At 70.1% G+C, this 26,134-nt stretch carries 26 protein-coding genes; 11 read left to right on the top strand and 15 right to left on the bottom strand.

Annotated features, from left to right (window positions below; all coding sequences use genetic code 11):
• Positions 1–330: 330 nt before the first annotated feature.
• Genes J7654_RS01975 through J7654_RS01985 form a run of 3 tightly spaced genes read left to right on the top strand, consistent with a single transcriptional unit; the run spans position 331 to position 3,988 of the window.
• Positions 331–1,203: an ABC transporter substrate-binding protein gene (locus tag J7654_RS01975; RefSeq protein WP_209737748.1), complete on the top strand. Its 873-nt coding sequence runs from the start codon at positions 331–333 to the stop codon at positions 1,201–1,203.
• Positions 1,200–3,206, top strand: coding sequence for a Fe(3+)-hydroxamate ABC transporter permease FhuB (fhuB, locus tag J7654_RS01980; protein WP_209737750.1), 2,007 nt, complete (start codon positions 1,200–1,202; stop codon positions 3,204–3,206). The genes J7654_RS01975 and fhuB overlap by 4 nt, the downstream gene beginning before the upstream one ends.
• Positions 3,203–3,988 carry an ABC transporter ATP-binding protein gene (locus tag J7654_RS01985; protein ID WP_209737751.1) on the top strand — a complete coding sequence of 262 codons (786 nt, stop codon included), beginning with the start codon at positions 3,203–3,205 and terminating at the stop codon, positions 3,986–3,988. The genes fhuB and J7654_RS01985 overlap by 4 nt, the downstream gene beginning before the upstream one ends.
• A gap of 157 nt (positions 3,989–4,145) precedes the next feature.
• Here J7654_RS01985 and J7654_RS01990 read toward each other — a convergent pair whose 3' ends face one another.
• The gene (locus tag J7654_RS01990; RefSeq protein ID WP_209737753.1) at positions 4,146–6,026 is read right to left on the bottom strand and encodes a sigma 54-interacting transcriptional regulator; all 1,881 of its coding nucleotides are present in this window, start codon (positions 6,024–6,026) and stop codon (positions 4,146–4,148) included.
• Between the two features lie 181 nt (positions 6,027–6,207).
• Here J7654_RS01990 and J7654_RS01995 point away from each other — a divergent pair, with 181 nt between their 5' ends.
• From J7654_RS01995 to J7654_RS02015, 5 genes are all read left to right on the top strand, one after another.
• On the top strand, positions 6,208–7,587 hold the full coding sequence (locus J7654_RS01995; protein ID WP_209737755.1) for a CmpA/NrtA family ABC transporter substrate-binding protein: 1,380 nt from the start codon (positions 6,208–6,210) through the stop codon (positions 7,585–7,587).
• 3 nt (positions 7,588–7,590) lie between these two features.
• Positions 7,591–8,433: a nitrate ABC transporter permease gene (gene ntrB / locus J7654_RS02000; protein ID WP_209737757.1), complete on the top strand. Its 843-nt coding sequence runs from the start codon at positions 7,591–7,593 to the stop codon at positions 8,431–8,433.
• A gap of 73 nt (positions 8,434–8,506) precedes the next feature.
• Positions 8,507–9,421, top strand: a complete 915-nt coding sequence (locus J7654_RS02005) for an ABC transporter ATP-binding protein (protein ID WP_209737759.1) — start codon at positions 8,507–8,509, stop codon at positions 9,419–9,421.
• Positions 9,422–9,487: 66 nt separating this feature from the next.
• A complete protein-coding gene (cynS, locus tag J7654_RS02010; protein ID WP_209737761.1) occupies positions 9,488–9,976 on the top strand; it encodes a cyanase in 489 nt (162 codons plus the stop codon).
• Between the two features lie 79 nt (positions 9,977–10,055).
• Positions 10,056–10,526, top strand: a complete 471-nt coding sequence (locus tag J7654_RS02015) for a nuclear transport factor 2 family protein (RefSeq protein WP_209737763.1) — start codon at positions 10,056–10,058, stop codon at positions 10,524–10,526.
• A 12-nt stretch (positions 10,527–10,538) separates the two neighbouring features.
• Here the strand turns inward: J7654_RS02015 and J7654_RS02020 are convergent, their stop codons facing one another.
• Complete coding sequence (locus J7654_RS02020; RefSeq protein WP_209737765.1) at positions 10,539–11,525, bottom strand: DUF808 domain-containing protein; 987 nt, start codon at positions 11,523–11,525, stop codon at positions 10,539–10,541.
• 139 nt (positions 11,526–11,664) lie between these two features.
• Positions 11,665–12,750, bottom strand: coding sequence for a saccharopine dehydrogenase family protein (locus J7654_RS02025; RefSeq protein WP_209737767.1), 1,086 nt, complete (start codon positions 12,748–12,750; stop codon positions 11,665–11,667).
• A 122-nt stretch (positions 12,751–12,872) separates the two neighbouring features.
• Here J7654_RS02025 and J7654_RS02030 point away from each other — a divergent pair, with 122 nt between their 5' ends.
• On the top strand, positions 12,873–13,304 hold the full coding sequence (locus J7654_RS02030) for an Lrp/AsnC family transcriptional regulator (protein ID WP_209737769.1): 432 nt from the start codon (positions 12,873–12,875) through the stop codon (positions 13,302–13,304).
• A gap of 67 nt (positions 13,305–13,371) precedes the next feature.
• On the opposite strand, the gene J7654_RS02035 is transcribed toward J7654_RS02030, so the two are convergent.
• The 5 genes from J7654_RS02035 to J7654_RS02055 all read right to left on the bottom strand — a co-directional run bounded on the left by J7654_RS02035 (position 13,372) and on the right by J7654_RS02055 (position 18,267).
• The gene (locus J7654_RS02035) at positions 13,372–14,193 is read right to left on the bottom strand and encodes an ABC transporter permease (protein WP_209737771.1); all 822 of its coding nucleotides are present in this window, start codon (positions 14,191–14,193) and stop codon (positions 13,372–13,374) included.
• The gene (locus J7654_RS02040) at positions 14,190–14,981 is read right to left on the bottom strand and encodes an ABC transporter ATP-binding protein (RefSeq protein ID WP_209737773.1); all 792 of its coding nucleotides are present in this window, start codon (positions 14,979–14,981) and stop codon (positions 14,190–14,192) included. Before J7654_RS02040 ends, J7654_RS02035 begins: the two co-directional genes overlap by 4 nt.
• Positions 14,982–14,985: 4 nt before the next feature.
• Positions 14,986–15,912 (bottom strand): ABC transporter substrate-binding protein, encoded by a 927-nt coding sequence (locus tag J7654_RS02045; RefSeq protein ID WP_209737775.1) that lies wholly within the window; start codon positions 15,910–15,912, stop codon positions 14,986–14,988.
• Between the two features lie 43 nt (positions 15,913–15,955).
• The gene (locus J7654_RS02050) at positions 15,956–16,522 is read right to left on the bottom strand and encodes a nuclear transport factor 2 family protein (protein ID WP_209737777.1); all 567 of its coding nucleotides are present in this window, start codon (positions 16,520–16,522) and stop codon (positions 15,956–15,958) included.
• A gap of 119 nt (positions 16,523–16,641) precedes the next feature.
• Complete coding sequence (locus tag J7654_RS02055; protein WP_209737778.1) at positions 16,642–18,267, bottom strand: extracellular solute-binding protein; 1,626 nt, start codon at positions 18,265–18,267, stop codon at positions 16,642–16,644.
• 132 nt (positions 18,268–18,399) lie between these two features.
• Here J7654_RS02055 and J7654_RS02060 point away from each other — a divergent pair, with 132 nt between their 5' ends.
• Both J7654_RS02060 and J7654_RS02065 read left to right on the top strand, forming a co-directional pair.
• Entirely contained in the window at positions 18,400–19,401 is a 1,002-nt protein-coding gene (locus J7654_RS02060) for a ketopantoate reductase family protein (RefSeq protein ID WP_209737779.1), read from the top strand.
• Positions 19,398–20,153, top strand: a complete 756-nt coding sequence (locus J7654_RS02065; protein ID WP_209737780.1) for a class II aldolase/adducin family protein — start codon at positions 19,398–19,400, stop codon at positions 20,151–20,153. The genes J7654_RS02060 and J7654_RS02065 overlap by 4 nt, the downstream gene beginning before the upstream one ends.
• Before the next feature lie 15 nt (positions 20,154–20,168).
• Here J7654_RS02065 and J7654_RS02070 read toward each other — a convergent pair whose 3' ends face one another.
• The 7 genes from J7654_RS02070 to J7654_RS02100 all read right to left on the bottom strand — a co-directional run bounded on the left by J7654_RS02070 (position 20,169) and on the right by J7654_RS02100 (position 26,129).
• Positions 20,169–20,576, bottom strand: coding sequence for a DUF4440 domain-containing protein (locus J7654_RS02070; protein WP_209737781.1), 408 nt, complete (start codon positions 20,574–20,576; stop codon positions 20,169–20,171).
• 37 nt (positions 20,577–20,613) lie between these two features.
• Positions 20,614–21,618 (bottom strand): 3-hydroxybutyryl-CoA dehydrogenase, encoded by a 1,005-nt coding sequence (locus J7654_RS02075; protein WP_209737782.1) that lies wholly within the window; start codon positions 21,616–21,618, stop codon positions 20,614–20,616.
• On the bottom strand, positions 21,615–22,709 hold the full coding sequence (locus J7654_RS02080) for an NAD/NADP-dependent octopine/nopaline dehydrogenase family protein (protein WP_209737783.1): 1,095 nt from the start codon (positions 22,707–22,709) through the stop codon (positions 21,615–21,617). The genes J7654_RS02075 and J7654_RS02080 overlap by 4 nt, the downstream gene beginning before the upstream one ends.
• Before the next feature lie 45 nt (positions 22,710–22,754).
• Positions 22,755–23,516, bottom strand: coding sequence for an ABC transporter permease (locus J7654_RS02085; protein ID WP_209737786.1), 762 nt, complete (start codon positions 23,514–23,516; stop codon positions 22,755–22,757).
• The gene (locus tag J7654_RS02090) at positions 23,513–24,280 is read right to left on the bottom strand and encodes an ABC transporter permease (protein ID WP_209737788.1); all 768 of its coding nucleotides are present in this window, start codon (positions 24,278–24,280) and stop codon (positions 23,513–23,515) included. Before J7654_RS02090 ends, J7654_RS02085 begins: the two co-directional genes overlap by 4 nt.
• A complete protein-coding gene (locus J7654_RS02095; RefSeq protein WP_209737790.1) occupies positions 24,277–25,047 on the bottom strand; it encodes an ABC transporter ATP-binding protein in 771 nt (256 codons plus the stop codon). Before J7654_RS02095 ends, J7654_RS02090 begins: the two co-directional genes overlap by 4 nt.
• An 80-nt stretch (positions 25,048–25,127) precedes the next feature.
• Entirely contained in the window at positions 25,128–26,129 is a 1,002-nt protein-coding gene (locus tag J7654_RS02100; protein ID WP_245195599.1) for an ABC transporter substrate-binding protein, read from the bottom strand.
• Between the last annotated feature and the right edge of the window lie 5 nt (positions 26,130–26,134).

Below are 26,134 nucleotides of genomic sequence, written 5' to 3' on the forward strand. Positions count from 1 at the left end.
ACAATAGCCGGCCCCCGCCGAAAACCCTGGATCGGCGCAGATTTCCATTCCGGTTCAACCACTTGGCGATCGGCTTAAAATCGCTCTAAGCCGCGAGCCGCGCGCATCTTAACGGGCCGTTGCCGCTTCGCCACAGACATCGCCCCGGCGGCGTCACCCGCGCGCAACGGTCGGCTCCGTTTTCCCCGGCCCGGCCCTCTCGTCCGATATAAACTTGACTTTATGGATCATGATATTAGCGATCGGGTGTATCTGCCCTTCGTTCCCAAAGCCTCCCGAGTCCCGCGTGACCGTGCCCCTCTCCCCATACGAACCGGTCCCGCAGCGGCCATGAAGCGGCGCAGCTTCCTCGGGATGCTGGCCGGCACGCCGCTGGCGTTCGGCGGCGCGGTTCCGGCGCGCGCGCGCGGCCTGCGGGTCGCCTCGCTCGACTATGCGCTCGCGCAGACGCTGATCGCCCTTGGCGTGACGCCGGTCGGCATCACGGATGCGCGCGACTGGAACCTCTGGGTCGTGGAGCCCCCGCTTCCGGCCGAGACGGTGGATCTGGGCGCCAGCGTCTCGCCCAATCTGGAGCTTCTCGCCGCGCTTGAGCCCGACCTCGTGCTCACCACCGACTACACGGCCATGTCGGAGCCGCAGGTCGGCCGCATCGCGCCCGTGGAGCGCTTCTCCCTCTTCTCGGAAGGCGGCTCGCCGCTGCCCAAGGCCATGGAGGCGATGACGCGGATCGGCGCCCTTGTCGGGCGCGAGCGGGAGGCGCGGCTCTATCTGGAGGAGACGGAGGCCGTCTTCGCCGAATGCGCCGCCCGCGCCGCGCCGTTCCGCGAGCGCCCGCTGCTGCTCATGTCCTTCCTCGACCCGCGCCATGTGCGCGTCTACGCCCGCCCCGGCCTTCACCAGGACGTTCTGGACCGTCTCGGCCTTCGCAACGCATGGCAGGGCGGCGCGAATGTGTGGGGCTTTGCCAGCGTGGGCATAGAGCGCCTCGCCGAGGCGGGCGAGGCGCTCGCCATCGCAGACCACCTGCCGCCCGATGTCCGGGTGGTGCTGGAGGCGAGCCCGCTCTGGCGCTCGCTGCCGCTGCGCCGCGACCGGGGGCCGATCCCCGTCCTGCCTCCCGTCCTCTCCTTCGGGGGCGTTCCGGCGGCGCGGCGTCTGGCCGGGCTCCTCGTCGAAACGCTCGAAGGCCAGGCGGCATGACCCTCGCACCCGGCCGCCCCTTTTCGGGGCGCTCGCGCGGCGCCGCGTGGCTCACCATCCTGCTCGGCCTCGCCGCGCTTCTCCTCGGCGGACTGCTTCTCGGCCCGGCGCTGCCGCTCCTCGCCCGCCCCGCCGACGCCTACGACATCGAGCGCATGGTGCTCGTCTATTCCACCCTGCCCCGGCTCGCGATGGCGATCCTGTGCGGGGGCGCGCTGGCGGCCTCCGGCGCGCTTCTCCAGCAGGCACTGCGCAACCCGCTGGCCTCGCCCACGACCCTCGGCATCGACGCGGGCGCGCGCCTTGCGCTGGCGATCGCCACCGTGTTCCTTCCCGCCCTGTTTGGCTGGGGGCGCGACCTCGTGGCGCTGGCCGGCTCGGGCCTTGCCGCCAGCCTCGTCTTCGCGCTCAGCCGCCGGCAGGACTTCTCCCCCGTGGCCGTGATCCTCTCCGGCCTCCTCGTCAGCCTCTATTGCGGGGCGCTGGCCGCCGCGCTGACCCTGGTGGAGAGCCGCTACCTCGCCAGCCTCTTCATCTGGGGCTCGGGCTCGCTCAGCCAGCAGAGCTGGCAGCCCACCATCGACCTGTCGCTGCGCCTCGCGCTTCTGGCCCCCTTCGCGCTCCTTCTCGTGCGGCCGCTGTCGCTGCTCGATCTGGGGGAGGAGACCGCCCGTTCGCTCGGCCTGCCGCTGGCTGCCCTGCGCCTTTGCGCGCTCGCGCTGGCGGTGCTGCTGGCGGCCTTCACCGCCAGCGCCGTCGGCGTCATCGGCTTCGTGGGGCTCGTCGCCCCCATCCTGGCGCAACTGGCGGGCGCGCGCTCCTTCCGCGCCCGGCTCTTCTTCGCCACCGCCATCGGCGCGCTCGTGCTGCTCGTCACCGATCTCGCGGTGCAGCTCCTGGCGGGCGCGGCGGCCGACTTCCTGCCCACGGGCGCCGTCACCGCCCTCCTGGGCTCGCCCATCCTGCTGTGGCTGCTGCCGCGCGTGCGCACGCAACTGCGCGCCCGCTCTGCCATCCCGCCCGGCCGGGCTCTGTGGAGCAAGGGCCCGGGGCTGGCAGGGCGGCTGCCCCTCGTTCTAACGGCCGGGCTTGCCGCCCTCGTGCTTCTCGGCCTGTTCGTCGGCCGTGCGCCGGGCGGCGGCTGGCATGTTCTCACGCTTTCCGAAATGCCGGACATCCTGCCCTGGCGCTGGCCGCGCCTGTCGGCCGTGGCCGGGGCCGGCGTCCTTCTGGCCACCGCCGGTTTCCTGCTCCAGCGCCTGACCGGCAACGAGATGGCAAGCCCGGAGATCCTCGGCATCAGCGCCGGCGCGACCTTCGCGATGGCGATCGCACTGTTCACCGTCGGCTCGGTCTCCACCGGCGGCGCGACGCTGGCCGCGCTCGGCGGTTCGGCGCTCGTCCTCGTCCTGATGCTGCTTCTGGCGCGCCGCACCGGCTTCCAGCCCGAGCGCCTGCTTCTGGCCGGCATCGCCCTCTCGGCGCTCCTCGACGCGTTGATCGGCGTCGTCTCGGCCGCGGGCGATCCGCGCGCCTTCCTGCTGCTGGCCTGGATGACGGGGGCGGTTCAGTCCGTGCAGCCCTCGGGCGCGATCCTCTCGCTCGTCCTCGCCGCCCTCGCCATCACCCTTGCCCTTTGCCTCACGCGGTGGCTCGACCTTCTGCCGCTGGGGGCGCAGGGCGCCGCCAGCCTCGGCGTGCCCCTGGGCGCGGCGCGCGCGATCCTCATCCTCCTGGCGGCCACCGCCACGGCGGCGGCCACCGTCATCGTCGGGCCGATCACCTTCGTGGGCCTTCTGGCGCCCCATCTCGTGCGGCTCGCGGGCGTGCGCCATGCGGTGCCCTCGCTCCTGGGAAGCGCGCTGGCGGGCGCCGCGATCCTCGTTGCGGCCGACTGGCTGGCGCGCTCGGTCGCCTTTCCCTTCCAGCTCCCCACCGGGCTCGTCGCCTCGCTGGTCGGCGCACCCATCCTCCTCTGGCTCCTGCAAAGGCGAACGGCATGAGTGCCTGCGCGCAAGGCTTCGCGCTTCAGAATGTCGGCTACGAGATCGCCGGCACCCCCATCCTGCATCCTCTTTCCGTCGAGCTGGCGGGCGGCGAGGTGATCGGGCTGGTGGGCCAGAACGGCTCGGGCAAGTCCACGCTGGTCAAGCTTCTGGCGCGCCAGCTCACGCCCACGGGCGGCGAGCTGCGCTATCAGGGCAAGCCGCTGGAACGCTGGGCCTCGCGCGATCTGGCGCGCCGCATCGCCTATCTGCCGCAACACCCGGCCACCGGCACCGGGCTCTCGGCGCGCGAGGTGGTGGCGTTCGGCCGCTACCCCTGGCACGGCCCGTTCGGCCGCTTCGGCACCGAGGACGGGGAGCGCGTGCGCGCGGCGATGGAGAGGACCGGCACGAGCGCGCTGGCCGAGCGCGACCTCGACACGCTTTCGGGCGGCGAGCGCCAGCGCGTCTGGCTGGCCATGCTCGTGGCGCAGGATGCGCAATGCCTCCTGCTCGACGAGCCCACCTCCGCGCTCGACATCGCCCACCAGATCGAGGTGCTGACGCTGGTGCGCAGCCTGAGCCGCGAGGGCGGGCGTTGCGTGGTGATCGTGCTTCACGACGTCAACATGGCCGCGCGCTTCTGCGACCGGATCGTGGCCCTTCGGGGCGGCAGGCTGGCCGTGGACGAGAGTGTCGGCCGGTTCATGACGCCGCAATCGCTGCGCGCCGTCTACGGGCTGGACATGCGGATTCTCGCCCATCCGCCCCACGATGTGGGCGTGGCCGTTCCGACCTGAGAGACCGTTTGAGAATTCGGCGGCGGAGCGCCTGCGAGGAATTTTTCATCGTCCGTGACGCAGCGGCGGCGGAAAAGACCCGCAGGGCCGTCCCTCGCCGCAGCGATAAGTGCCCCGCCTCGACGCGCGGGCAATCCTTTCGGCCGCAGCTGGCCCCTCAGCCCCGGAACGTCCAGGGCTTGATGCCGAAGGTGCGGATGCGCGAGGCGAGGGTCGTGGGAGGAAGGCCGAGCAGCTCCGCGGCCCCGCCGGGGCCGGAGACCTTGCCGGCCGAGGCGCAGAGGGCGGACTCGATATCCCGCCGCTCGGCCGCCCGCCGGTCGGATTCGGTGCGGAGGCGCGCGGGGCGCGGCGGCGCCGCGGAGGGAACGGGAGGCGCGCCGGGAGGGGTCTGGTCGGGCATGTCGATCGTCAGCACCCCCTCCCGCGCCAGGATCACGGCCCGTTCCAGGACGTTCTGGAGCTCGCGGACATTGCCGGGCCAGTGATAGGCCATCAGCCGCTCCATGTCGCCCGAGCGCACCTGAAGCGCCGCCGAGGCGCCCTTGCGGCCGGGCCTGTCGAGGAAATGGCGCACCAGAAGGGGGATGTCCTCCCGGCGCTCGCGCAAGGGCGCGGAGTGGATCGGAAAGACGTTCAGCCGGAAATAGAGGTCGGAGCGGAAGCGGCCCGACGCCACGTCCCGTTCCAGATCCTGGTTGGTGGCGGCCACGATCCGCACGTCGGCATGGCGCGTGCGCTCCTCCCCCACGCGCTCGAACTGGCCTTCCTGCAGAATGCGCAGGAGCTTGGACTGAAGCTCGAGCGGGATCTCGCCCACCTCGTCCAGGAACAGCGTTCCCCCATCCGCCAGCTCGAACCGGCCGATGCGGTCGCGCAGCGCCCCGGTGAACGCGCCCCTGGCGTGGCCGAAGAACTCCGACTCGAACAGCTCGCGCGGCACCGCCGCGCAGTTGACGCGGATGAGCGGCCGGTCCCCCCGCCCGCTCGCCTCATGGATGGCGCGGGCGACGAGCTCCTTGCCCGTGCCCGATTCGCCGGTGACGAGAACGGCGGCGTCGGAGGGCGCGACGAGGCGGATGCGCTGGCGGATCGTCTCCACCGCCGGGCTCTTGCCCACGATGCCGTGGTCGCGAAACTCCAGGCGCATCTCCTCCTGGAGATAGGCATTCTCGCGCTCCAGCCGCTCGCGCAGCGCGTCGTTCTCGGCCAGCGCGCGGCGCAGCTCCTCCTCGGCGCGGCGGCGCTGGGTCACGTCGCGGAAGACGATGACGGCCCCCACCACCTCGCCGCGCTCGCGGATGGGCGTGGAGGTGTATTCCACCGGAAAGCACGTGCCGTCCTTGCGCCAGAACACCTCGTCGTCGACCGTGTGCACCGCGCCGTCGCGGAAGGCCGCGTAGATGGGGCAGGCCTCGTTGGGGTAGCGGCGCCCGTCCGCGTGATGGTGGTGGACGTTCTCGTGCATGTCGTGCCCCACCAGCTCCTCGGCGCGCCAGCCCAGCAGCTTCTCGCCGGCGGGGTTGAGAAAGGTGGTCTTGCCATCGGCGTTGACGCCGTAGATGCCTTCGCCGGCGGCCCGCAGGATGAGCTGGTTCTCCCGCTCGATGTCGCGGAAGATGCGATCGACGCGCTGCCACTCCGCGATGCCCGAGGTCTGGAACCGGTTGGCCGCCGTATCGGTCGCGTGCCGCTCCTGCTCGGCCAGGTCGATGAGGGTGATAAGCAGGAGCGCCCGCCCGTCGGGCGCCTCGATCCGGTCGCCCCGATACTCGACCTTGAGGTCGACCTCGCCCGAATGGCGCGGGGTCAGGCCGCGCGTCCAGTAGCGCCCGAGCGACAGCACCGCTTCGGAGAACACGATCAGGGCGGGAAGCTGGCCGGGATGCAGAGCCGAGAAGCGGCGGCCCGCAAGGCTGCCTTCCGCCAGCCCGAGCAGGCCCTCGGCGGCACCGTTGGCGCCCACCACGCGGTCGGCGGCGGGATCGACGGCAAGGATGGCCAGCGAGGGAGGCGCGAGGGGAGGCAGGGCGTTCATCTGCCGGGAAATAACGGAAAGTCGTGATTTTACGAAACGAAATCTCGTGATCTGCGCCAGAGGGGCGGGAGGGTGTTTGACGCGAGCCCCGCCCCGCCGGCCCCGGCCCGGTTCGTGGCGAGTTGGCACGCCGCTTGCTGATGGGTGGATAGTCCCACCCTTGAACAGGACGGCCGCACCCATGGGTCTCTTCGACAATCCCTTCCAAGCCGCGACGCGCCTTTCGGCCTGCTCCTGCGGGCGCCATGCGAGCCAGGGCGAGCACGAACGCGCCCTGCGCCTGGAGGCCACCGCCGTCGCCTCGCAGGAGGAGGCCCGCATCACGCGGGTGGTGGAAAACGGCCTGATGCGCGCGCTCTTCCCGCAGGACCGCTCGCGTCGCGCCTTCCTGAAGGCGGTGGGCGCCTCGACGGCGGCGGCCGCGCTGGCGCAGTTCCTGCCCGTGGGCATGATCTCGGAGGTGCTGGCGCAGGGCACCGGGCCGCTGGAGAAGACCGACCTGAATGTCGGCTTCATCCCCATCACCTGCTCCACCCCGATCATCATGGCCCACCCGATGGGCTTCTACGAGCGGCAGGGACTCAATGTCAGCGTGGTGAAGACCGCCGGCTGGGCCGTGATCCGCGACATGACGCTGAACGACGAATACGACGCGGCGCAGATGCTGGTGCCCATGCCGCTGGCCATCTCCATGGGCGTGGGCTCCAGTCCGGTGCCGATGGCCATCCCCGCCATCCAGAACGTCAACGGCCAGGCGATCACTCTGGCGCTCAAGCATCAGGACCGGCGCGACCCGAAGGACTGGGCCGGGATGCGCTTCGCCGTGCCCTTCGACTATTCGATGCACAACTACCTCCTGCGCTACTATCTGGCCGAGGCGGGCATCGACCCGGACGCGGACGTCTCGATCCGCGCCGTGCCGCCGCCGGAGATGGTCGCCAATCTGCGCGCCGACAATATCGACGGCTTCCTGGCCCCGGACCCGATGAACCAGCGCGCGGTCTATGACGGCGTCGGCTTCATCCACATGCTGTCCAAGGAGATGTGGGACGGCCATCCCTGCTGCGCCTTCACCGCCAAGGCCGCCTTCGCCCGCGAGGCGCCCAACACCTATGCCGCGCTCCTGCGGGCCATCCTGGAGGCCAGCGCCTACGCCTCGAACCTCGACAACCGCCCGGAGATCGCAGCCGCCATCGCGCCGAGCGAATATCTGAACCAGCCGGCGACGGTGGTGGAGCAGGTGCTGACCGGTACCTATGCCGACGGGCTGGGCCAGGTGCAGCGCGACCCGCACCGCATCGATTTCACCTCCTTCCCGTGGGAGAGCTTCGCGGTCTGGATCATGACGCAGATGAAGCGCTGGGGGCAGGTTTCCGGCGAAATCGACTACCAGCGCATCGCCCGCGAGGTCTATCTGGCCACCGACGCCCGGCGCCTGATGGAGGAGGCCGGGCTCGAGGCCCCGGCGGAAAACTCCCGGAGCTTCGAGGTGATGGGCAAGACCTTCGACCCGGCCGACCCGGAAGGCTACCTCTCCTCCTTCGCCATCCGCCGGAGCTGAGCCGTGGCGGCCTCGCTGAACCTGAAGGCGGGCGCGCTGTCGCTCGCCATCCTGGCGGCCCTGCTTCTCGCCTGGCACTTCGCCGTCGGCGGCGGTGGGACGGGCGTGGAGGGGCTCGACCCCGAATATGCCGCTCTCATGGGCGCACAGGTGACGGAAGGCGCCTCGGCCATGCCGGGGCCGCTCGACCTGTTCGAGACGCTCACCGGCCATCTGTCCGATCCGTTCTACGACCGGGGACCGAACTCCAAGGGCATCGGCCTCCAGCTCGCCTATTCGCTGGGGCGCGTGCTCCTGGGCTTCTCGCTTGCCTTCCTCGTCGCCGTGCCGCTCGGCTTCGCGATCGGCATGTCGCCGCTTCTCTCCAGGGCGCTCAACCCCTTCATCCAGATCATGAAGCCGGTCTCGCCGCTGGCCTGGATGCCGCTGGCGCTCTACACGATCCAGGATTCCGCCACCTCGGCGATCTTCGTCATCTTCATCTGCTCCATCTGGCCGATGCTGGTGAACACGGCCTTCGGCGTGGCGAATGTGCGCAAGGAGTGGCTGAACGTGGCGCGCACGCTGGAAATCTCGTCCTTGAAGCGCGCCTTCACCGTCATCCTGCCGGCGGCCGCGCCCACCATCGTCACCGGCATGCGCATTTCCATCGGCATCGCCTGGCTGGTGATCGTCGCGGCCGAGATGCTCGTGGGCGGCACCGGCATAGGCTATTTCGTGTGGAACGAGTGGAACAACCTCTCCATCGTCAACGTGATCGTCGCGATCCTGGCCATCGGCACGATCGGCATGATCCTCGACCAGCTTCTGGCGGGCGCCGCGCGCCTCGTCACCTTCCCGGAATGAGGCGGCGGCGATGAGCAACGTCCTATCCCTGACGCGCCAGGCGCGCCCGAACGCCAACCGGACAGGAGCCCCCATGCCCGGCGACAGACTGATCTCCATCGAAGGCATCGCCAGGCGCTATCCCCGCAAGGGGGAGGGCGAGCTGACGATCTTCGAGGATCTCTGGCTCTCCATCGACCGGGGCGAGTTCGTCTGCATCATCGGCCATTCGGGCTGCGGCAAGACCACCGTCCTCAACATCCTCGCCGGGCTCGACACGCCCTCGGCCGGGGTGGTCATCGTGGACGGCAAGGAGATAGACGGTCCCTCGCTCGACCGCGCCGTCATCTTCCAGGGCCACGCGCTGCTGCCCTGGATGAGCGTTCTGGGCAATGTCGCCTACGCCGTCTCGGCACGACATCCGAAATGGAGCCGCGCGAAGGTGCGCGAGCACGCCATGCGCTTCATCGAGCTGGTGGGGCTTGGGGCTGCGGCGAACCGCCGGCCCGCCGAGCTTTCGGGCGGCATGAAGCAGCGCGTGGGCATCGCCCGCGCGCTGAGCCTGGAGCCCAAGACACTTCTGATGGACGAGCCCTTCTCCGCGCTCGACGCCCTGACGCGCGGCACGTTGCAGGACGAGGTGCGGCGCATCTGCGTGACCTCGGACCAGACCGTCCTGATGATCACCCACGATGTCGACGAGGCGATCTACCTCGCCGACAAGATCGTGCTGATGACCAACGGGCCGGGCGCGCGTGTGGCGGAGGTGGTGAAGAACACGCTGCCGCGCGAGCGGTTGCGCGGCGAGCTGCACCGGCTGCCGGGCTATTACGAGCTGCGCAACCATCTGATGGACTTCCTCGTCACGCGCTCGGCGACCTTCGCGCAGGAGCTGGAAAACGGGCTCGAATGGGATGCCCGGTCCCCGCCGCTCGTCCAGCCGGTCTCGGACGCCGCGCCGGCGCTGGCCCAAGCCATCGAAACCGAGACCGGGCGCACCGCCTCCTGACCTCCCCAACCATGGGGCGGCGAGGCGCGCCGCCCCACCCCTCTTTGCATCGAAAGGACCGTTCCCATGAAACGCACCGAGCTCGTCGAGAAGATCTTCGACGTCAAGCGCGAGAAGAACCTCACCTGGAAGGCCATCGCGGAGGAGATCGGCGGCTATTCCCAGCTCTACCTCATGACCGCGCTGATGGGGCAGATGCGTCTGCCCAAGCCCCAGGCCGCCAAGGCCGCCGCCCTGTTCGGCCTCACCGAGAACGAGGAAAAGATGCTGGGCGAAGTGCCCTATCGCGGCGAGCAGAGCCTCGTGCCGCCCACCGACCCGACGCTCTACCGCTTCCACGAGGCGATGATGGTCTTCGGGCCGACCATGAAGGAATACATCCACGAGGAGTTCGGCGACGGCATCATGTCGGCCATCGACTTCGACCTCCAGATGGAGCGCGAGCCGAACGAGGCCGGCGACCGCGTGCGCATCACCATGTCCGGCAAGTTCCTGCCCTATCGCTACCACCAGCCCGAAGGCAATTTCCCCGCCCTCGGCTACAAGGAGGACTGATCGCCGCAATTCCGGCGGCCGAACGGGCCGGCGCGCGTCCTGCCGGGCCGGCCGCCCCCCTCGAACGCGACACGGGCCCATGGCAGAGCACAGACCCCCGCTTCCGCCCTTCGACGCCCGGACGGCGGCGATCAAGGCCCGCAAGGCCGAGGATGCCTGGAACGGGCGCGATCCCCTCGCCGTCTCGCTGGCCTACACGCAGGACAGCGTCTGGCGAAACCGCTCGCAGTTCCTGTCCGGGCGCGAGGCCATCGTCGCGTTCCTGACGCACAAATGGGAGCGCGAGCTCGATTACCGGCTGATCAAGGAGGTGTGGGCCTTCCACGAGAACCGCATCGCCGCGCGCTTCGCCTATGAATGGCACGACGCGCAGGGGCACTGGTTCCGCTCGCACGGCAACGAGCAGTGGGAGTTCGACGAGGCCGGGCTGATGCGCCGCCGCGAGGCCTCCATCAACGACGTGCCGATCGCCGAAGGCGAGCGCAGGTTCCTGTGGGACGGGCCGGTGCGCCCGGCGGGCTTCCCCGGCCTGTCCGCGCTCGGTCTCTAGACGCCGCCGGCCTCAGGCCTGCTTCTCCTGCACCGAGCGCAGCCCCGTCACCGCCTTCCAGAGCGGCGCGAGCAGCTTGCCGACGATGGGGATCAGGGCAAAGCCCGCCAGCAGGCCGACAATGCCCGAACCGATGGCCGTCACCAGCCATTCCACCGCCCCGGACGCGGCCGGAAGGGCGCCGCCGGCGGCCGCCGCGACAGCCTGGATCAGGTGCTCGGGGCCGGCGAGCCCGTAGCCGGCCAGACTGTGGACGATGATGCCGCCGCCGACCCAGACCATGGCCGCGGTGCCCAGGAGGGCCAACCCCTTGAGGAAGCCGGGCATGCCGCGCACGAGCCCGCGCCCGAGGGCGGCCAGGGCGCCGCTGCCGCGCCTGGCGAGCGCCACACCCGCATCGTCCGCCTTCACGATCAGAGCCACGGCGCCGTAGACCGCCACGGTGATGCCGATGGCGACCACCGCCATGACGGCCGCCTGCATCCAGACCGTGTCGGCGGCGAGCCCCGAGAGGGTGATCGCCATGATCTCGGCCGAGAGGATGAAGTCGGTCTTGATGGCGCTCGCCACCCGCTCGTCCTCCAGCGTCTGCGCGTTCGGCGCGACGGTTCCGATCTTGGCCTCATGCGCCTGCGCCTTGTGCGGCACGATCATCTCATAGACCTTCTCGGCGCCTTCATAGGCCAGATACAGGCCGCCGAGCATGAGGAGGGGCGTGATCGCCCAGGGCGCGAAGCTGCTGAGCAGCAAGCCGCCCGGCAGGAGGAAGACCAGCTTGTTGATGAGCGAGCCGCGCGCGATGCGCCAGACGATGGGCAGCTCGCGGTCCGCCGTGAAGCCCACCACGTAGCGCGGCGTCACCGCCGCGTCGTCGATGACGACGCCCGCGGCCTTGGCGCCCGCCTTGGCGGCCTGCGCGGCCACATCGTCCAGCGAGGCCGCCGCGACCTTGGTCAGCGCGACGACATCGTCCAGAAGAGCGATCAGTCCGATGCTCATGAGATTCTTCCGAGTTGAGGTCCGCGCCAGACATAGAGGCTGCCATGCCCCTTGGATAGGCCGGTCCCGCATCGCCCCGGCACAATCGCGGCGAGGGCCTTTCGTGGAGGCGGGCGATCCCGCCCCCACGGCCTCCCCCTCAGGCCGCCCGGGCGGCGTAGCGCTGGCCGAACCGGTTGGCGAGGAAGTCCTTGAGCGCGATCTCCTCCTGGCGAACGAACCCCGCCTGCGGCAGCGCGCCGGCGGCCAGGAGGTCGAGGACGGTGCAGATGCCGGCGGCGGTGGTGATCTGGATCGCGCTGTGCGGCAGGCCGGCGACGAGCCCGCTATAGATCTTGTGGGCGTGCGTCTCCTGCGTCAGCCGCCCGCCCTTCTGCCCCGTCACGGTGGCGAAGACGATGACGACGTCCTGCGGGGTGGTGGGCAGGGAATGCTCCAGCAGGTCTTTCAGAACATCCCGGCGATGGCGCAGGCCCAGATCGTTGAGAAGCACCTTCATGATGGCGGCGTGGCCGGGATAGCGGATCGTCCGGTAGTTGAGCGTGCGCACGCGGCCCTCCAGCGTCTCGCACAGCGTGCCGAGGCCGCCAGAGGTGTTGAAGGCCTCGTAGGCGACGCCGTCCAGGGAAAACTCCTCGCGCTCCTCCATGGCCGGCACCTGCGTGAGGCGCCCGTCCACGATGGCCTCGCAGGGCTCGATATACTCGTTGATGACCCCGTCCGTGCTCCAGGTCAGATTGTAGTTCAGCGCGTTGGAGGGATATTGCGGCAGCGCCCCGACGCGCAGGCGCACCGTGTCGAGCGTGTCGAAACGGCTCGCCAGATCGCTGGCCATGATGGAGATGAAGCCGGGCGCAAGGCCGCATTGCGGGATGAGGGCCGAGCGGGACTCCCGGGCCAGTTCCTTCACCCGCCGCGTGGAGGCCACATCCTCGGTGAGGTCCAGATAATGCGTGCCGGTTTTCGCCGCGGCCTCGGCGATGGCGGTCGTCAGGTGGAAGGGCGCGGCGCTGAGCACCGCATAGGCCCCGGACAGGAGGTCGCGCAGCGCGCCTTCATCGGCGATGTCCACGGCACGGGTCGCAATGGCCTCGTGCTTCTCGGCGCGCTCGAGCTGCGCGGCGTCGCGGTCGGCCAGCACCACCGCGTAATCCCCCGTCTCCGCCAGCATGAGCGCGATCGTGCTTCCGATCTTCCCGGCGCCGACGACTGCGATCTGTTTCATTGGGAAAGCCCCTTCTCTGCAATGGAGCCGGGAGAAGGCCACGAACGGCTTTGCGCTTCAAACTGCGAATCTGGCAATATACACTATCATCTTTGCACGAAACGACGAGGAAAATCGACGAATTGTCCAGAACCGAAAAAGACGAGCTGCTGATCGCGCTTCTGGCGGAGAACGCACGCGCGCCCGTCGCGGAGCTGGCCCGCCGGCTCGGCCTTTCGCGAACCACGGTGCAGGCGCGCATCGAGCGGCTGGAGCGGGAGGGCGTGATCGCCGGCTATGCGGTGCGCATCAGCGAGGCGGCCGAGCGCGCCCTCATCCGCGCCCATATCCTGATGACGGTGAAGCCCAAGCACGCCGCCCGCACGATCGCGCAGCTCAAGGAGATGCGCGAGGTGCGCACGCTCCATTCGGTCAGCGGGGAGGTGGACCTGATCGCGATGGTGGCCGCCGGCTCGGTCGCCGCGCTCGACAGCGTGGTGGACCGCATAGGAGAGCTGGACGGCGTGGAGCGGACGCAGACCTCCATCATCCTCGCCACCAAGATCGACCGGTAGCGGGCGGCACCATCGCGCTCGGCCGCTCGCCACGCGCGACGCAGCGTCGTCGGCGAAGGGTGCCGGCCTACAGGTTGAGCTGGTAGCGCTTCAACGCGCGCACCGCCACCAGCCGCAGCAGGCGGTCGAAGGCGAAGCCGAGAAGGCCGAGGACGATGATCCCCCCGAAGACCCAGTCGGTGCGCGCGTAGTTGCGCGCGTTCCAGATCAGCGCGCCGAGGCCCACCTGCGCGGCGACGATCTCCGCCACGACGATGGTGAGGAACGAGTTGCCCATGGCGATGCGCGTGCCGGTGACGATGTAGGGCACCGCCGAGGGGACGATGACGCTCGTCAGGATGGTCAGCGGCCCGGCCCCGAGCGAGGCGGCGGCGTGGATGCGCAATGGCGAGGTCGCCATCGTGCCCGCCATCGTGTTCAGCGTTACGATGAACACGGTGGCGTAGAAGATCAGCGCGATCTTGGAGGCATCGCCGGGCCCCAGCCAGATGACGGCCAGCGTCACGAAGGCGGTGGGCGGCACGAAGCGGAAGAACTCGATATAGGGCTCGAACGCCTGGCGCACGGGGCGGAAGGTGCCCATCAGCAGGCCGAGCACGACCCCCACCGCCACGCCGGCCGCCCAGCCGATGAAGATGCGCCGGGCCGAGGCCAGGACGGAATCCACCAGCGTGCCGCTGCGCCACAGCGCCACCAGCGCCTCCAGGGTGCGCAAAGGCGAGGGCAGGAAAAGCGGCGTCGTCGTCATGCTGGCGAGCTGCCAGACGAGGAGGCCGGCCAGCACGGAGAGCGTCGGCACGGCGAAGCGCCGCGCCAGCGCCATCCCCCGGAGCCGGCCCGCGCCATCGCGCGCCCCGGCGCGCGGGAGGGGCGCGGCGTCCTCGCTCATGCGGCCGCTCCCGCCATGCCGGGCTGCTCGCCCATGGCGCGCCGCACCTCGTCGGCAATGATCTCGCGCAGCGCGCGCTGCACGCGCGCGAAGTCGGGCGAGGTCGGATCGCGCGGATGGGGAATGTCGATGGCCGTCACGCTCTTGATGCCCGCCGCCGGGCCGGCGGTCATCGTCACCACGCGATCCGCCAGCAGGACGGCCTCGGCGATGTCGTGGGTCACGAAGAGAAATGTGGTGCGCGTCGCCTGCCAGATGCGCTGCACCTCGCGCTGGAGCACCTCGCGGGTCTGCGCGTCGAGCGCGCCGAACGGCTCGTCCATGAGCACGACCGCCGGCTCGTTGGCGAGCACGCGGGCGATCTGCACCCGCTGGCGCATTCCGCCCGAAAGCTGCGCGGGAAACTGCCCGGCCGCATGGGCCAGCCCGACCATGGAAAGGTAATGCGCGCAGATCTCCCTTTGCCGGGCCCGGGGCACCTTTCGCAGCTTCAGCCCGTAGGCGACGTTCTCCTCCACGCTCAGCCAGGGGAACAGGGCCTCGCTGCTCTGGAACACCACGCCCCGGTCGGGGCCGGGGCCGGCGACGGGCTTTCCATCCACCAGAAGCCGCCCCCCGGCCCGCATGAAACCGGCGATGGCATTGAGGATGGTGGACTTGCCGCAGCCGCTCGGACCCAGCAGGCAGACGAATTCGCCGGCCTCGATCCGAAGGTCGATATCCGACACGATCCGCCGGCCGGGAACGTCGATGCTGGTGCGTTCCAGGGTGATCGAGGCCCCGCGCATCGGCTCAGTTCCCGTCGGGGAAGATGACCGATCCGATGTCCAGCGGCTCGTCCGTCATGCCGTTCTCGGACAGGAAGGCGGCGATGCCCTCATAGCCCTCCACATCCTCGGGCGTGAAGTCGCGCACCGTCCAGCTATAGATGGCCAGCGTCTCGGCGACCTCGTCGGCGGGCAGCCCGGTCTGGGCCGCGATCGGCACGCTGGCGGCCTGCGGGTCCTCGGTGATCATCCGCGCAGCCTCCCGCACCACGCCCAGAAGCGTCTCGGCCGCCTCGCCGTTGGCCTCGTACCAGGTGGGATTGGCGCTCAGCCACATATGCGAGAAGTAGCCCGCCTCGCCGCTGGTCAGGAGGCTCTTGCCGCCCGCCTCCACCCCCATGCTGGCCAGCGGCTCCCACACGAAATAGCCGTCGATATCCCCGCGCGCCAGCAAGGCGGGCAGCTCGGGCGCGCCGACGGAGACGAACTCGACGCCGGCCGCGTCCCGGCCGAAGGTCTTCAGCGCCGCGCGGGCGGCATATTCGCTGACCGACCCCGGTACGATGCCGAAGGTCTCGATATCCTCGAACCCCTTGATGTCCGCTCCCACGGTGAGCCGGATCGAGATGCCCGATTCATGGACCACGGCCAGCGGGACGAGCGGCGCGCGGGCGATGCGGATCATCGTCGTCATGTCGGCCGCGGCGGTCAGATCGACGACGCCCGTCAGCGCCGCGTCCACGCCCTCGCCCCCTTGCGCGAAGCGCACCAGCTCGACCTCCAGCCCGGCCTCCTCGAACAGGCCGAGCTCGTCGGCCAGATAATAGGCGCCATGGGCCGGATCGACGCCAAGGCCGATGCGCACGGCCTGCGCGGCGGCGGGGCCCGCCGGGGCGAACACGGCGAGAGCGGCGAGAGCCGCGGCGATGGAATGGGCTGTTGTCCGGGGCACCGCTTATCTCCTTGTTCGTGGCTGTCGGTTCGTCTCGAAAATCTCAGGCGGCCGCCTCGCCGGGAGCGAAGAGGACGGATTTTTCGGGAATGCTGGACGCCCACCCCTCGGGCAGGTCGGCGATGAAGACGTTCTCGGTGCGGTAGCGCGACATCTTCCACACGCCGTCGACGCGCTTGAACGCGTTGAACAGCCGGCTGGAGCGCAGGAGCGAGCGGCCGTCGGCGAAGATCCAGGGCTGGAAATGCACCCAGCTTCCCTCGGCCTCATCGCCCCGCACCTCGATATGCTCCGAGGTGATGTAGTGGCAGTTGAGGACGAGCTCGTTCTCCTTCGGCTCGAAGAAGGCGGTGAAGTGCGCGCGGATGGCATCCTTGCCGCGGCTCTTGCCGAACTGGTTGTCGTAGAACGACCCGACGCCCTCCCACGTGGCGTCCGCGGTGAACAGGTCCACGATCATCTCCACGCGCTCGCGCCATTGCGCCCGCGGAACGGGGAGCGGGGTGTCGCACAGATAGGCGTAGCGGGCGATCAGCCGGCGGATATCCGCCTCGGCGCGCAAGGCTGCAAGTTCGGTCGACAGCCGTGCGACGGTGGCCTCGAGGCTCATGGAGATCTACCCTTCCGGAACGCGGGCGACCGGCGCCGGCGACAGGCCCCAAGGCTAGGACGGCCCCGAGCGAGGCTTCCAGCGCCCGAATATCCGTTCTGGAGAATTCGGCCCTTGCGTCAGGACGCGAGGCTGGGCTGCCGGTCCTTTGGCGAGGCGGCGAGGATCGCCTTGCAGGCCCCCGCGAGGACGACGCGTCCATCCGCCGCGCCCGCGCGCAGCGCCGCGTTGAGATGCTCGCCGAGGATGCGCGCGATGGCGACATCGCCGGGCGGCGGCAGGGGCGCGCGGGGGCCGAGCCGCTGCTCGCGCTCCAGCGAAAGCGCCAGCCGCCGGATCGGCGAGGTGCGCGCCCGCTCCGGATCGTGCGCGAGGCTGAAGAGGGGCGAGGTCCGCAAGCCGCGCTCGGGCTGGCGCGCCTCCATCCATTCGAGCACGCGCAGCGCCAGCGCCCGCCGGGGCTCCGGCAGGTTGGCCGGAACGGCGAGAAGGAACGCGTCGCAGGATATGCGCCGCTTCGCCCCGCCGCCGGGAACGGGGCGATACAGGACACGCTGCTTGACGATGGAGGCCAGGTCCAGTTCGAAGCGCGAGGCCGCCAGCGAGGAGACGAGGCACAGCGCCGCCCGCCCGGAGGCGAAGGCGGCAACCGCCTCCGCCTCGCCCGCTTCCAGCACGCCCGGCGCCGAATACGGCAGCAGCGCCCGAAGGCATTCGAAGGCGGCCAGCGCCTCGGGCGAGGAGAGCAGAGCCTCCACACCAGGTGCGGCGGCCAGGGGGCTGCGTGCGTCGAGGAGGCTGAGAAAGGTGCGGCCGAGGTCGCCCCCGCAGCGCCCGCTCCACGCGATGCCGCTGCGGCCGGCGCGCGGATCGTGCAGGCGGCGGGCCGCCTCCACCATCTCCGCCGCGCTTGCCGGGGGCGGCACGGACGCCTCCTCGCAGAGATCGCCCCGCACGGCCAGAAGATCGAGCGCGACATGGGCGGGCACGGCATGGCGCGTGCTGGCCGCCGAGGGCCACCGAGCCGCCCCCTCGGCCGCGCCCGGCGCGGCGCCGAGCGGAAGAAGCGCCCCGGCCTCGGCGAGCGGGGGCACCCATTCGGCCGGCAGCGCCACGATATCGAACTCCGACAAGGGCCGGGCGGCATTGCTCCACACCCGCTCGTGAAGCGCCGGCCGGGGCAGGAGGGTGAAGCGGCTGGAGCGGCCCAGCCGGCTGCGCAGATCGGTCCAGGCATGGCGCAGCGACAGGAAGTACCAGTCCTCGTGCAACAGGAAGCGCAGGTCGGAAACCTCGCCGATGGCGCGGATTTCCTGGAGCTGGCGCTCGCTCAGGGCCTGCTTCTGGTGCAGGCCGCCGAGGAAGAAGTCGGCCTCCTCCACCCCCTGCCCCTCCCCCATGAGCATGGCGAGTTCGACCTTCACCCCTGCCGCGAAGCGAGAGAAGCGCTCCAGGAAGTCGCTTGTCGGATAATAGAGGAAGCGCTTGCCGCCCGCCCGCCTCAGCCGTCGTTCGAACAGGCCGAGGGCGAGCAGCCGCTGGATGTGCCGTGTCGCGGTGCCATAGGGCAGGCCGGACAGCGTAACGAGGCCCGACAGGGTGATCGGGCGCGACTGAACGTGGAGGCGCACGAGCGGGCTCAGAACGCGCCAGTCGTCCGGCTCGGCCTCCGGGAAGGCTTCGGCGAACCGCTGCCGCAGCCGGTCGAGAAGAGAAACGACCCGCATGAGCTCGTAGTCGTTCATCCCGCCTCAGTCCCTTTCCCTATCGGCCCCGCCAGCCACCCGGCACGCTGCCTATTTATCAATCACATTTTTATCTTGCCTCACAACTCGCCATCCCGATACAGTAATATTCACGTATTCGGAGGCTTGGCCATGTCCGACCCCGCCATCACGATCATCGGCGCCGGTGCGATCGGCTCGTTCCTGGCGACGCGGCTGGCAGAGGCCGGTCTCGCCACGACGCTGGTCGCGCGCGGCGCGAGGCTGGAACAGCTCCGGGCGCGGGCGCCGGCCCTGTGCGGCGGCGCGAAAGGGCACCGGGGCAGGATCGACCCCGCGCCCCGCGCCACCGGCCCCGCCGATATCCTTTTCCTGTGCGTGAAGGCGCATGCGCTGCGCGAGGCGCTGGCCGCCAACGGCGCGGCGAACGGCCCCGGCACCACGGTGGTGCCCCTCGTCAACGGCATCCCCTTCTGGCATTTCGCCGACAGGCCGGAGGGCGAGCGATCCGTGCCGGTCATCGACCCGGAGGGCGCGATTCTGGCGGCGGCGGGGCCCCATGCGGTGCTCGGCTGCGTGACCTACATCGCCGCCGAACTCACCGGGGACGGCGATGTCCTCTCCCCGACGGCGCCGCGCCTGGCGCTCGGCCCCGCCCGTGCCGGGGGGCCGGATGGGCGGGCGGTGGCCGCGCTGGCCGCGCGCGCCGGCATCGATGTCGAGCGGCCCCGAGACATCCGCTCCGCCGTCTGGCACAAGCTCGCCATCAACCTTGCCACCAACCCGCTTTCAGCGCTCACCGACACTTCAGTCGGCGAGATCGCGGCGAACGCGGAGCTTCTGGCGATCGCCGCCGACATCGCGGCCGAGGTTCGTGCCCTCGCCGCCGCCTACGGCTTCGACACCGGCCTCTCGGCCGAGGGCCTTGCCGAGACCATGGCCGCCGCCAACGACTTCTCCACCTCCATGCGCCAGGACGCGCGGGCCGGCCGGCCGCTGGAACTGGGCGCCATCTGCCATGCGCCGCTGGCGCTCGCGGCCCGCGCGGGCGTGGCCATGCCCGTCACGCGCAGCATCGTCCACCTCCTTGCCGCCAGCGCGCCCGGGAAGGTCCGGCCCGCCCCGGCGCCCAACCTGGAAAGGGAAGTCGCATGACCATCCATCCGAACGCCGTGGAGGCCCCGAAGACGGAACGGGAGCTGCGGGCCGAGCTGGCCGACTTCTACCACCTCGTCAGCTATCTCGGCTGGACCGAGCTGATCTTCAACCACATCTCGCTGCGCGTGCCGGGCCCCGAGCACCACTATCTCGTCAACCCCTTCGGCCTGCATTACGACGAGATCACCCCGGACAATCTGATCAAGGTGGGGATCGACGGACGCAAGGTGGAGCCTTCCCCCTACGAGGCGAACCCGGCCGGCTTCGCGTTGCACGGCGTCATCCACGAGCACCGGCCCGATGTCGGCTGCGTGGCGCATACCCATACGACGCCGATCTCGGCGGTGACGCTGAAGCAGGACGGTTTCGAGCACGACAGCTTCTACGGCGCCCAGCTCTTCGGCCGCATCGCCTACCACACCTTCGAGGGCATCACGCTCTATGACGAGGAGCGGGCGCGCATGCTGGCGAGCCTGGGCGAGAAGCATGTCCTCGTCCTGCGCAACCACGGCATCGCGGTGTGCGAGGCGAACGTGCCCAACACCTTCATGCTGCTCTGGACGGTGCAGCGCGCCGCCGAGATCCAGTGCGCCGCCGCGCCCATTCCCGGCGCCAACAATCCGCTGCCCGACGAGGTGCGCCAGAAATGCGCCGACGACGCACGCCGCCTCGTGGACGGCGCGCGCTTCTCGCAACTCCTGTTCGACGCCATGGTGCGCAAGATGAAGCGCGAGCGCCCGGAGTTCTGAGGGAGAAGGCCCCTTCTACGGAATGACCGTCTCCTGCAGGAGAGCCCAGACCGGCGTCGGCCGGTCCGGGCGGTCGACGAGGAGCGCCGTGGACCAGCGCTGCGTGGTGCCGCTGTCCTGCCGCTGCACCTCGCGATAGGTGATGAGGGCGCCGGCCTGCGACAGGGCCCGGAGCGTCACGTCCTCGATCTCCATCACCAGCGTCGGCCGGCTGCCCCGCATACGCGGCAACGCCGCCGCCATGCCCTCGTGCGAGAGAAGGTTGCCCGCCGCGCCCACCATGTGGAACGCCTCGTCGAAGCGCTCCATCACCTTTGCGGCGTCATCCCCGCCCTCGCCCCGGAACCAGGCCTGGAGCACGCGATGCAGGCCGTCGATCTCGGCCAGCGCCCGCTCGGCGAAGGGAATCTCGTTTTCAGCCATCGGTCTTTCCTTGCAGTTGGTGTTCAGGGAGCGGCCTTCACAGGCGCGGCGGATAGGCGAGGCCCTGCGCGCGCAGGCGGTCCACGAAGGCGGCCAGGCGCTCCTGGCGATAGGCCGGCACGTCGCGGCCCTCATGGTCGAGGAAGCCGCGCCCGGCGGTGAGCCCGATCCGCCCCTCCTCCATGTTGCGCCGGACGATGGCGGGGGCGGCGTAGCGCTCGTCGCCCAGCGCGCCGGCCAGATAGCGGCTGGCATGATACAGCGTGTCGCCCCCGCCCCAGTCGATGAACTCCAGCAGGCCGAGCACGGAGAAGCGCAGGCCGAAGCCGTAGCGCACGGCCTTCTCGATCTCCTCGACGGAGGCCACGCCCTCCTCCACCAGCCGCGCGGCCTCGTTCATCGCCACGGACTGGAGCCGCGGCACGATGTAGCCCGGGCTCGGCGCGCAGCGCACCGGCACCTTGCCGATCCGCTCCAGCACGGCGCACAGCCGGTCCACGACGGCCGGATCGGTGCCCGCGCCGGGCGCGATCTCGACCAGTGGCACCAGGAAGGCCGGGTTCAGCCAGTGCGCGTTGAGGAAGCGGCCGGGGCCGGCGACGGCCGGTGACAGATCGTCGACGAGGATCGTGGAGGTCGTGGAGGCGATGATCGCCTCCGGCCCGACCAGCGCCGAGGCCTCGGCCAGCGCCTCGCGCTTCAGCGCGACGATCTCGGGGAAGCCCTCGAAGACGATGTCGGCCGCACGAAGGGCCGGGGCCGCGTCGCCTCGGCTCACCAACGCCACCCGCCCGGCGATGGTCTCGACCGCGGGGCCGGGCGCAAAGAGGCCGAGCTCGGCGAGGAGGGCGAGCGTCTCGCGGACCTCCGCCTCCGCCTTGCGCGCCAGAGCGTCGAAATCCGGCGCGGGCCGGGCCTTGAAGTCGATGAGCGCGACTTCGTGCCCGGCATAGGCGAAGACGGTGGCGATGCCGCGCCCCATGCGCCCTGCGCCCAGAATGGCGATCTTCTCGCGAGGAGCCTCTGCCCGCTCGGCGCTCATGACGGGTAGCCCTCGGCAAGGAACGCCTGGAGTTCGGCGCGGTCCAGAGCCGCAAGACCCAGCTTCCCCAGCGGCCGGCCCTCCAGGGCGAAGTCCCGCCCCGCCATGATGGAGCCGAGAGCGAGCAGGCCCCGCGCCACCGGCACCTCGACGCCCGCCATGGCCGCGACCGAGCAGAGGAGCGACAGGCCGAGCCCGATATCCTCCAGGACGTAACGATGCTCGGTGAGCACGATCTTCTCGCGCCAGTCGCCCGAATCGGTCAGCTCGTCATGAGAGCCGCGCCCGTACATCCATTCCTCGCCCGTGCGCGAATAATGGTCCGCGAGCGGAAAATGCGGCGCCCCGTAGCCCAGCGCCTCGCGCAGCGCCATGCGCTCGGCGTCGAGCGCGTCCGTCACGCGCCGGATGGCCGGCTGAGTGCCCTCATTGTGGATGTCCCAGGCCTCGAAATGCTCCAGCGGCCCCGCATTCATCACGATCAGCGGCGGGTGGATCACCGGCCCGGCATTCATCAGCGCGCCGGACAGAACGCCGCCGCAGGGCACGATGCAGCCCGGAAACGCCGCTTCGATGACGCCGAGCGCGTGGTCCGCGAGGCGTGAGGGGAAGACGCCGGTCGGCAGGCGCGTCGCCCGGCCGCTGACGACGATCTCGGCAAAGCCGTGCTTTCGCACCAGCCAGGGCAGCGTGCCGGATTCGGCGAAGGCGACCCCGGAGGCGGTGCCCGCCGCCTGCGCCGCCCGCGCGAAGACGAGCGTTCCGAGCGTTCCGGGCGGCAGATGCACGACCTGGCCGGGCCGCAGATGCGGCGCCAGCCTCTGCGCCAGTTCCTCATGCGTCGTCGCCGGCAGCGGCGCGATGATGTACCGCGCGCCGGACACGGCTGCTGCGATGTCGTCCGTCACGCGCGCCAGCACGGCCTCGCGCCGCCCCTTGCGGTCGCGCAGCACGATCCTGCGCCCCAGCGCCTCGTGCTCGGCCACCTCGCGCGCGCCTCGGCGCCAGAGCGTCACCTCGTGTCCGGCCAGCGAGAAATCCGCCGCCGCCGCGAACGAGCCGTTGCCTCCCCCCAGGACTGCGATGCGCATTCCGAGCACTCCCCTGCTTGCTGTGATGTGGATGGAACGGACGGATCAGGCGTCCGGATAGCCGACGAGAAGGCGCCGCCGCAGCATGTTGAAGCCGGCGCTCAGGAGAAGGCCGAGGGCGGAGATCAGGATGATCGGCGCGAACATGTCGATCATCCTGAAATTGCGCGCCGCGTCGATCAGCACGTAGCCCAGCCCCTCGGTGGAGGAGATCATCTCCGACAGGAACACGACGATGCAGGAAATGATCATGGCCACCCGGCAGCCCGTGAGGATGGTGGGCAGCGCGGCCGGCACGCTGACGAAGAACAGCGCATGCAGCGGCGAGGCTCCGGCCGAGCGCGCCGCCCAGACGAGCTTCGTCTCCACGTTCCTCAGCCCCTGGAAGGCAGCGAGATAGATGGGAAAGGCCGCCTCGGCCGCCACGAGGGCGATCTTGGACGCATCGCCGAAGCCCATGACGAGGATGAGCATCGGATAGAGCGCGATCTTGGGGATCGGCGCGAGGAGCTGCACGAGCGCGGTGAGCAGCGCGCGGGCGCGCGCGTCCAGAACCGCCAGCAGCGCCAGCGCGAGGCCGACGGCAAGGCCGATGGCAAAGCCGCTCGCCAGGCGGAACAGGGTGGTGGCGATATGCATGCGGAACTCGGAATCGCCGAGCAGCGTGAGCGTGCGCGTGAAGACGGCGAGCGGCGAGGGCAGCAGCGCGCGCGGCAGCGTCCCGTAGGCGGCCAGCGCGGCCCAGATGCCGATGACGGCGGCGATGGGCAGGAGGCCGAGCACGAAGGGGGCGTAGCGCGACTTCATCCGCCGGAGGCCCCCAGGCTCTGTTGGGCGGGCGACCAGCTCAGGAAGAAGGCGCGGACCCGGTCGAAGCCGAGGTCGAGAAAATAGCCCATGGCCGCGATCAGCACGATCGCACCGAACATTCGGTCGTAGAGCGCCATGTCCAGCGAGTTGAAGAGCAGGTTGCCGATGCCGTCCGTGCGCGCCACGATCTCGCTCGTCACCATGGTGATCAGGGCAAGGACGAGGCCCGTGCGCAGGCCGATGAAGATCTCCGGCAGCGCGGAGGGAAGCACCACGCGCAGGAGCTGCCCGCCGCGCCCCATGCCCATCGCCGCCGCGCTCCACACCACCACCTCGTTCACCGAGCGCGCCCCTTGCATGGAATGGAAGATGACCGGCAGGCTGACCCCGAGGAAGATGACGAGGATCTTCGACATGTCCCCGACGCCGAGCCAGATCATCAGGATCGGCATCAGCGCGCCCTTCGGCACCGGGTAGATCGTCATCAGCAACGGGTTGAGAAGATGGGCGAAGACCGCGCTGCGGCCCATCATCAGCCCCACGCAGATGCCGAAGACGGCGGCGAGCCCGTAGCCGATGGCCATGCGGCGCAGCGACTGGAAGATGTCGTTGAGCGAGGACGGCTCGCCGAGGATGACGGGTAGCTGCGCGAGCGCGGTGAACGGCCCCGGCAGCGCGGCCAGGCCCAGGCTGCGATGGGCGACCTCCCAGCACAGGATGAGGAACGCGACGGCCAGAAGCGTGGAGGCGACCCGCTTCATGCCGCGCCCGCCTCCACCGCGTCGATCATCCCCTCGATGCGTGCGACATATTCCTGATAGCGCCGGTCCAGCACCAGCTCGGCCCGCTCGCGCGGGCGCTCCAGCTCGATCGTCACGATATCGACGATCCGGCCGGGCCCCGCGCCCATCACCACCACGCGGTCGGAGAGGAACACCGCCTCGTCGACGCCGTGCGTGACGAAGAGCACGGTCTTTCGATCCTCCTCCCAGATGCGCAGGAGGTCGCGCTGGAGATGGGAGCGGGTGCGCGCGTCCAGCGCCCCGAAGGGCTCGTCCATCAAAAGGATTCCCGGATCGTAGGCCAGCGTCCGGGCGATGGCCACGCGCTGCTTCATGCCGCCCGACAGCTCCTTGGGATAGAAGGAGGCGAAGCGCTCCAGCCCCACCATGCGCAGGAGCTCGAAGGCCCGGGCTTCCGCCTCCGCCCTCGAGCGCCCCTTCAGCCGGACGCCGTAGGCCACGTTCTGGAGCACGGTCTTCCAGGCGAAGAGCGCGAATTCCTGGAACACCGGGCCACGGTCCGGCCCGGGCCCGCTCACGGGAACGCCGTCGACGCGCACCACACCCTCGCTCGCCTCCACGAAGCCGCCCACGATGTAGAGAAGGGTGGACTTGCCGCAGCCGGACGGCCCGATGATGGAGACGAACTCGCCCTCCGAAACGCTCAGCTCGATGCCGGACAGGGCCAGATGGCTTGCCCCGCCCGTGGTCTTGAACCGCTTGGAGATGTTCTCGATCGCGATCATCGCGAGGCTCCGGATTGTCGCGAGGCAAGGCGAAGGCCGCGCGGCCGGGGCGCGCCCGGGCCGCGCGGCACGGGGCCGGCTCAGCGCAGCGGGGCGCTGAGCGTGGGATGGCGGAAGAGCTGCGCGTCGAGTTCCCCTTCGAGCATTCCGATCCGGGTGTAGAGATCGAACATGTCCTGCAGGGCGTCGAACTGGAAGGCGCCGCCCTCGTAGCGCTCGAAATCGTTCTCGGTCATGTAGTAGGCCTCAAGGACCGGAACGGGAATGTTGGTGACGCTCGCGGCCACCTCGATCGTCTGCGCCCGGTCGGCGAGGACGAGGTCCATCGCGCTCGTCAGGTCGCGCACATAGGCCTCGGCGACCTCCGGCTGCTCGTCCACGAACGCCTTGCTGCAGACCTCGAAGATCTGCACCATGGTGGTCAGGACATCCTCGGTCGAAAACAGCTTGCGCACGCCGCCCGCCGATTCGGCGTTCCGGGCGAAGGGCTGGTTCATCACCGCCGCATCCACGCGCCCGCTGCGCAGCGCGTCCTCGGAGCCTGAAAAGCCCAGCTCCACCAGCCGGATATCGCGCCGAGGATCGAGGCCGCCCTCCTCCAGATACATGGTGAGCGGACCCATGAGGCCCGAGCCGAGCACGTTGATGCTGACGGTCTTGCCGCGCAGGTCGGCCACCTCGCGGATGGGGTCGTCCTCGCGCACGGCCCAGTAGGGCGAGAAGTGCCCCGGCGTGCTGTCGACATGGGAGGCCACGACATAGGACTCGAGGCCGCCCTGGAGATGGCCGTTGGCGAGCACCAGCGCGGACTGGGTCGAGCATTCCACGGCCCCGGCGATCATCGCCTGCGCCATCGGCGCGGTTCCCTGGAACTGCACCCATTCGATGTTGTACGCCGAGCCCAACGCGGGAAACAGTTCCGGGCGCTTCATCATCAGGTACTTGGTGTCCTCGGCGGGAATGGTCCAGCCGATGCGGATGGTCGGCACGTCCTGCGCGAGCGCCGGCCCCGTCGCCGCCGGGGCGCAGAGCGAGACGGCGGCCGCGCCGGCAAGAAGCACGCAATTCCTGAACAGACCCATGATCA

It is taken from the genome of Aureimonas populi (assembly GCF_017815515.1).
In the GTDB taxonomy this organism is placed as follows: domain Bacteria; phylum Pseudomonadota; class Alphaproteobacteria; order Rhizobiales; family Rhizobiaceae; genus Aureimonas; species Aureimonas populi.